Below are 6,542 nucleotides of genomic sequence, written 5' to 3'. Positions count from 1 at the left end.
TGTAAGCGTAGCGATACGTTGAGCTAACCCATACTAATTACCCGTGAGGCTTAACCATACAACACCCAAGAAGTGTTTCTGGCCTTGTAGCGAATGAGTGAACTACTTACAAATTCAGTGGTAATGACAAGCAACTAGCAAAGTCGTTATTCACGTCAGCTTTCTGGATTAAGATTTTGCCTGGCGGCAATAGCGCAGTGGAACCACCTGACCCCATGCCGAACTCAGAAGTGAAACGCTGTAGCGCCGATGGTAGTGTGGCATTCGCCATGCGAGAGTAGGACACTGCCAGGCACCCAATACAAGAAACCCCGCTCACTCGAGCGGGGTTTTTTATTGCCTGAAATTCAGCACTCACTGGAGGGCAAGCGGGCACTATGGTGCTGTTTCCCGCCGTGTTTTCTGATACTCGCATTCATCATCCCAGCTAATATCGACTTGTTTGTGGCCCGTCTCTGTTCAATATCTATTCGAAAGCCTGCATTCTGGATATAAAAAGCACAGAATGTGATGCTTCTACCTTTCTTGTCATGCCTGCTCTGGTTTAATTCCCGGGTCCACATCGATGGACCAAGGAATCACAATAATTTGAGGAATGGACACATGTTCAAAAGAACAGTAACGATGATGCTGGCGGCGGGAACCCTGGTATTAGGCGGTTGCGCATCCAATGGTGGTGCAGAGCAGGCGGCGGCGGACAACAGCGACTTCGGCGGCAAGTCCATCTACCTGCGTGGTGAGATGAACGACTGGATGGCCACCGACGAAAGCAAGGTCGTCAAGGTTGCCGACAAGCTCTACATGGCCAAGGGGACGCTCAAGAAAGAGTGGGCTCCTTACAAGTTCAAGTTTGCCGACTCCGGCTGGAGTTGTGGCACCAACTTCGGTTACAAGAGCCCGAGCGATGGCGTTGCCGTGCTCGGCGGGGAACCTGTACCGGTCAATCCGTGCTCCAAGTATGAGGACATGAAGTTCTCGCCCGAGGCGGATGGCGTCTATGAGTTCTATCTGAATATGGCGGGTGAGACACCGAGCGTATACGTCAAGAAACCCTGAGATAGTCTCTCGCTTTAAATCTCTCGGAAATTGAACCGGTTAAATGCCCTGGCCCAGAAATCTGCTGGCCGGGGCATTTTTTTAGGATAGAATCGGCGCCCTTACGACGGATGAATCACAACATATTGTGTTTTAAGTTCTTAAATTTACTACTGGTAGTGTTCTTGTCACGATATTGCCCCATTCACAGGAGGTTGATTGACCATGGCTAAATCCATTCCGGTACTGGAGGGCGTCACCGCCAGCCGCCAGATCCCTCTGCAGGAGACGTCTCTCGAGATCTGGGACAGTAAGTATCGTCTCAAGAGCAAGGATGGCGCCCCCATCGACGGCTCCATCGACGAGACCTACCAGCGTGTCGCTCGCGCGCTGGCTGCGCAGGAGCGCGAACCCGACACCTGGTATGAACCCTTCCTGTGGGCCCTGCGCAATGGTGCCATTCCGGCGGGCCGTATCACCTCCAACGCCGGGGCGTTTGAGCACAAGCCGGCGACCTCCACGATCAACTGCACCGTCTCCGGCACCATTGAGGATTCGATGGACGATATCCTCGGCAAGGTGCACGAGGCGGGGCTGACCCTGAAGGCGGGTTGCGGCATCGGTTACGACTTCTCGACCCTGCGACCGCGCGGAGCCTTCGTCTCGGGAGCGGGGGCCTATACCTCGGGGCCGCTCTCCTTCATGGATATCTACGACAAGATGTGCTTTACCGTCTCCTCTGCCGGTGGCCGTCGTGGCGCCCAGATGGGCACCATGGATATCCGTCACCCCGATGTCGTCGAGTTCATCCAGGCCAAGCGGGAGGATGGTCGCCTGCGTCAATTCAACCTCTCCCTGCTCATCACCGAAGAGTTCGTCAGTGCGGTGAAGGAGGATGCCCCCTGGCAACTGATCTTCCCCTACACCGCCAAGGAGGTGGAGCAGGATGGCATCGCGCTGGATGACCCTGCGAGGGTGGTCTGGGCGGACTGGCCCAACAAGGAGGGTGTGGTGATCAACGAGCTGGGCCAGGTGGCCTGCAAGGTCTACAAGACCCTGCCCGCGCGCAAGCTGTGGAACGTCATCATGACCTCTACCTACGACTATGCGGAGCCCGGTTTCATCCTGATCGACAAGGTGAACCAGATGAACAACAACTGGTTCTGCGAAGAGATCCGTGCCACCAACCCTTGCGGTGAACAGCCTCTGCCGCCCTATGGGGCCTGCCTGCTGGGCTCGGTCAACCTGACCACCTTCGTGCGCGATCCCTTCACCGAGCAGGCCGCCTTCGACTAGCCCGCGTTTCGCAAGGTGGTGGCCATCTTCACCCGCATGCTCGACAACGTGGTGGAGATAAACCAGCTGCCGCTGGCCAAGCAGCGCGAGGAGATCACCGCCAAGCGTCGCCACGGCATGGGCTTCCTGGGGCTGGGCTCGACCCTCACCATGCTGCGCATCAAGTACGGCTCTGCGGCCTCCGTCGCCTTCACCGAACAGGTCTCCCAGGAGCTGGCGATGACCGGCTGGCAGGAGTCTCTGCGTCTGGCGAAGGAGAAGGGGCCGGCCCCCATCATGGAGCAGGAGTTCGAAGTCACCGGCAAGATGCTGCGTCTGCGCCCCGAAATGGCGGCAGATGGCATCAAGCTCGGCGACAAGGTGAAGGGCAAGGTGTTGCATGCCCGCTACAGCCGCTACATGCAGCAGGTGGCCGAGGTGGATCCCGCTCTGGTGGCCGAGCTGGCTGAGGTGGGTGGACGCTTCACCCATCACAGCAGCATAGCGCCGACCGGTACCATCTCCCTGTCGCTCGCCAACAACGCCAGCAACGGCATCGAGCCGAGCTTTGCCCACCACTACAGCCGCAATGTCATCAAGCCGGGCAAGAAGAGCAAGGAGAGCGTGGATGTCTACTCCTTCGAGCTGCTGGCCTATCGCGAGCTGGTGAACCCGGCCGCCATGCCCTATGCCGAGGAGGAGGGTAGCCGCCTGCCGGATTACTTCATCACCGCGGACGACGTCACGCCGACCGGGCACGTGGATATCCAGGCGGCGGCCCAGCGCTGGATCGACTCCTCCATCTCCAAGACCGCCAACGTGCCGACCGATTTTCCGTTCGAGCAGTTCAAGGATATCTACCTCTATGCCTCGGACTCCGGCCTCAAGGGCTGTACCACCTTCCGCTTCAACCCGGCCGCCTTCCAGGGCGTGCTGGTGAAGGAGAAGGATCTGGAGAACACCAGTTACGAGTTCACCCTGGAAGATGGCACCGTCATCACGGCGAAGGGGAACGAGGAGATCGAATACGATGGCGAGCTGCACACCGCCGCCAACCTCTATGACGCCTTGAAAGAAGGCTATTACGGCAAGTTCTGAGGACGAGACATGGTCAAGAAAATCGACAGAAAAATCGTCGCCTACAAGGTAAAAACCCGGGATGAGCCGCAAGATGCGCCGACGCCCCAGGATGACGTGGTGCACATGCATGAAACCGTGTTGCGCCCGGAGCGGTTGATGGGCACCACCTACAAGCTGAAAACGCCGGAGCATGTCTCCGAGCACTCGCTGTTCATCACCATCAACGACATCATTCTCAACGAGGGCACGGTGCACGAGACCCGGCGCCCGTTCGAGATCTTCATCAACTCCAAGAGCCTGGAGCACTATCAGTGGATAGTGGCGCTGACCCGCATCATCTCGGCGGTGTTTCGCAAGGGAGGGGACGTCACCTTTCTGGTGGAGGAGTTGCGCTCCGTGTTCGATCCCAAGGGGGGGTACTGGAACAAGGGCAAGTACGTGCCCTCTCTCATCGCCGAAATTGGCAACGTGATCGAAACCCATCTCACCGAGATCGGCATGCTCAAGGTGCCCGGGCTGGACGAGCACCAGCAGGCGTTCCTGGCCGAGAAGCAGGCGCAATTGCAGGCACAGCAACAGGCAGAAGAGCAGCCGGCGGGCAGCGGTTTCCCACCCAGTGCCGCGCTCTGCTACAAGTGCCACACCAAGGCGCTGGTGCAAAAGGATGGCTGCATGACCTGTCTCAATTGCGGGGATTCCAAGTGCGGTTGAGGTGCTGATTGCCACCAAAGGCCGGCAACATGCCGGCCTTTTCGTTGCTGATTTTATGTTCGAACGACGCCCATGATGGCAGCGATTTGTTGCGCACCGGTAAATTCGGGCGTAGCGTTGGGGGTAATAAAACTGTCACGGCCGTGTGGTTTCAATGACATCTGAGATTCACACACGTGGCACCTTCAGTGCCAAGGAGGATGCTTATGGACAACACGGACCGAAAGCTGTTTATCCTGGATACCAACGTTCTGCTTCACGAACCCCTCGCCATCTACTCCTTCAAAGAGCACGACGTGCTCATCCCCATGACGGTGCTCGAAGAGCTCGACAACATCAAGGATCGCCAGAAGGACGTCAGCCGTGATGCCCGCATCGCCATCCGTGCCCTGGAAGATGTCTTCCGCGATGCGACTCCGGAGCAGATAGTGCAAGGAGTGGCACTGGCCGGCGAGGCGAGCGGCCGTATCTCCATCTTCAGCGATCACCATCTGCCCCAGGATGCCGAGGTGTTCACCGACAAGGAGGCGGACAACCGCATCATCAACGCCGCCCTCTACCTGCAAAAGCACGAGATGAAGCGTCAGGTGGTGCTGGTCACCAAAGACATCAACATGCGCCTCAAGGCCAAGGGAGCAGGTCTTGCCCATGTGGAGGATTACCGCAGCGACCAGCTCATCGACGACATCCGCCTGCTCGCCAAGGGCTTCCAGGTGGTGCCCGGCAGCTTCTGGGAGCGGGTCGGCGAGTGCGACAGCGAAACCCATGGCCGCGATACGGTCCACGTCATCGATGCCAACCTGCTGGAGGGAGTCCACGTCAACCAGTACCTGCTGGACGAGGAGAACTTCTTTGCCGCGCGGGTACTGAGCCACGACGGCAACAAGATCCGCCTGAAAGATCTCGGCCGCGAGCGGCTGATGTCCCGCAAGGCCTGGGGGGTGCATCCCAAGAACGTCTATCAGGGCATGGCGCTGGATGCCCTGCTGGATCCGCACATCGACCTGGTGATCCTGACCGGCCCGGCGGGCTGCGGCAAGACCCTGCTCGCCATGGCGGCGGCGCTGGAGCTGGTGATCGAGAAGGGGATCTACGAGAAGGTGATCGTCACCCGCAATACCCCGGAAATTGCCGAGAGCATCGGCTTCCTGCCCGGCACCGAGGAGGAGAAGATGATGCCCTGGCTGGCGGCGGTGACCGACACCCTGGAGGTGCTGCACAAGCAGGACGAGAACATGAGCGGGTCGCTCAGCTACATCATGGAGAAGGCCAATATCCAGTTCAAATCGGTCAACTTCATGCGCGGGCGCAGCATCCAGAACACCTTCGTGCTGCTGGACGAGTGCCAGAACCTGACCGCGTCCCAGATCAAGACCATCATCACCCGCTGCGGGGAGGGGACCAAGATCGTCTGCTCCGGCAACCTGGCTCAGATCGACTCCAACTACCTGAGCCCGGTGACCTCGGGTCTGACCTACATCGTCGAGCGGTTCAAGGACTTCGACGGCAGTGCCAACATCTTCCTGAACGGGGTGGTGCGCAGCAGGCTGGCTTCGTTCGCCGAGGAAAATCTCTGATTTGACGGGATCTCTGCATGAGAAAGGGGAAGTCGGACGGCTTCCCCTTTTTTGATCCCGCCTATCTCATGCCTCTCTCGGTCGGCCCAGGTAGCGCAGCAGCCCGGGGTGATCGCTGCTGTGCAGGATATCCGGCTTGCCCTGCAAGGCGATGCGCCCTGCGTCGATGAAAAGCACCTGATCGGCGATGAGCTGGGCATCCTCCGGGTTGTGAGAGACCATCAGCACGGTGATGCCCTGCTCGCAGGCGAGGCGGGCGACCTCCGCCAGCATCTCCCGGCGCAGGGCCGGATCGAGGGCCGAGAAGGGCTCGTCCAGCAGCAGCAGCGGCCTGCCCCGCACCAGGGCGCGGGCCAGCCCCACCCGCTGCTGCTGGCCGCCGGAGAGCTGCTCCGGCAGGCGCGTCAGCATCTCCCCCAGGCCCACCTTGTCAGCGGCCTCCTGCACCTGCCTTTTCTGGGCCGGATTCAAGCGCAGGCCGGGATGCAGGCCGATGGCGATGTTGTCGAACACCGACAGGTGCAGGAAGAGGTTGTGATCCTGGAACAGGGTGGTGACCGGGCGCTCGGCGGGGCCCAGTGACTGCAGATCCTGGCCGTCGAAGGTGAGGGTGCCCGACTCCACCGGCACGAAGCCCGCGATCATGCCGAGCAGGGTGGACTTGCCGGCGCCGCTCGGACCGATGAGGGCGGTGATCTCCCCCTTGGGCAAGGTCGCACTGAAGGTCACCTGCCAGTCGGGATAACTGGTGACCAGTTCCTCAATTACCAGCATGTTTGGCTCCTGAATGTCGTTTTATAGAACAACAAGTAAGAAAAATTGATGAAAGGCAGCGTGAGTGACTGCTCCAAGGGGCGCCCCAGG

The 6,542-nt window shown here is 59.4% G+C and carries 4 protein-coding genes, 1 rRNA gene and 1 pseudogene; 5 read left to right on the top strand and 1 reads right to left on the bottom strand.

Annotation, left to right across the window (positions count from 1 at the left end):
• Nucleotides 1-179 precede the first annotated feature (179 nt).
• The 5 genes and pseudogenes from rrf to PG896_RS00680 all read left to right on the top strand — a co-directional run bounded on the left by rrf (nt 180) and on the right by PG896_RS00680 (nt 5,678).
• Nucleotides 180-294, top strand: a 5S ribosomal RNA gene (gene rrf, locus PG896_RS00700).
• Between the two features lie 309 nt (nt 295-603).
• On the top strand, nt 604-1,056 hold the full coding sequence (locus PG896_RS00695; RefSeq protein WP_029313820.1) for a pullulanase: 453 nt from the start codon (nt 604-606) through the stop codon (nt 1,054-1,056).
• 204 nt (nt 1,057-1,260) lie between these two features.
• A pseudogene (locus PG896_RS00690) lies at nt 1,261-3,408 on the top strand (adenosylcobalamin-dependent ribonucleoside-diphosphate reductase).
• Nucleotides 3,409-3,417: 9 nt separating this feature from the next.
• Nucleotides 3,418-4,101 (top strand): TSCPD domain-containing protein, encoded by a 684-nt coding sequence (locus tag PG896_RS00685; protein ID WP_010673144.1) that lies wholly within the window; start codon nt 3,418-3,420, stop codon nt 4,099-4,101.
• Between the two features lie 206 nt (nt 4,102-4,307).
• A complete protein-coding gene (locus PG896_RS00680) occupies nt 4,308-5,678 on the top strand; it encodes a PhoH family protein (protein WP_010673145.1) in 1,371 nt (456 codons plus the stop codon).
• Between the two features lie 66 nt (nt 5,679-5,744).
• Here PG896_RS00680 and thiQ read toward each other — a convergent pair whose 3' ends face one another.
• Complete coding sequence (thiQ, locus tag PG896_RS00675; protein ID WP_161470225.1) at nt 5,745-6,452, bottom strand: thiamine ABC transporter ATP-binding protein; 708 nt, start codon at nt 6,450-6,452, stop codon at nt 5,745-5,747.
• Nucleotides 6,453-6,542 lie beyond the last annotated feature (90 nt).

Origin of the sequence: Aeromonas sp. QDB30 (genome assembly GCF_027707645.1) — a bacterium.
In the GTDB taxonomy this organism is placed as follows: domain Bacteria; phylum Pseudomonadota; class Gammaproteobacteria; order Enterobacterales; family Aeromonadaceae; genus Aeromonas; species Aeromonas caviae.
Note: the sequence above shows the minus strand (reverse complement) of the source record. Positions and strands in the feature narration are given on the sequence as shown.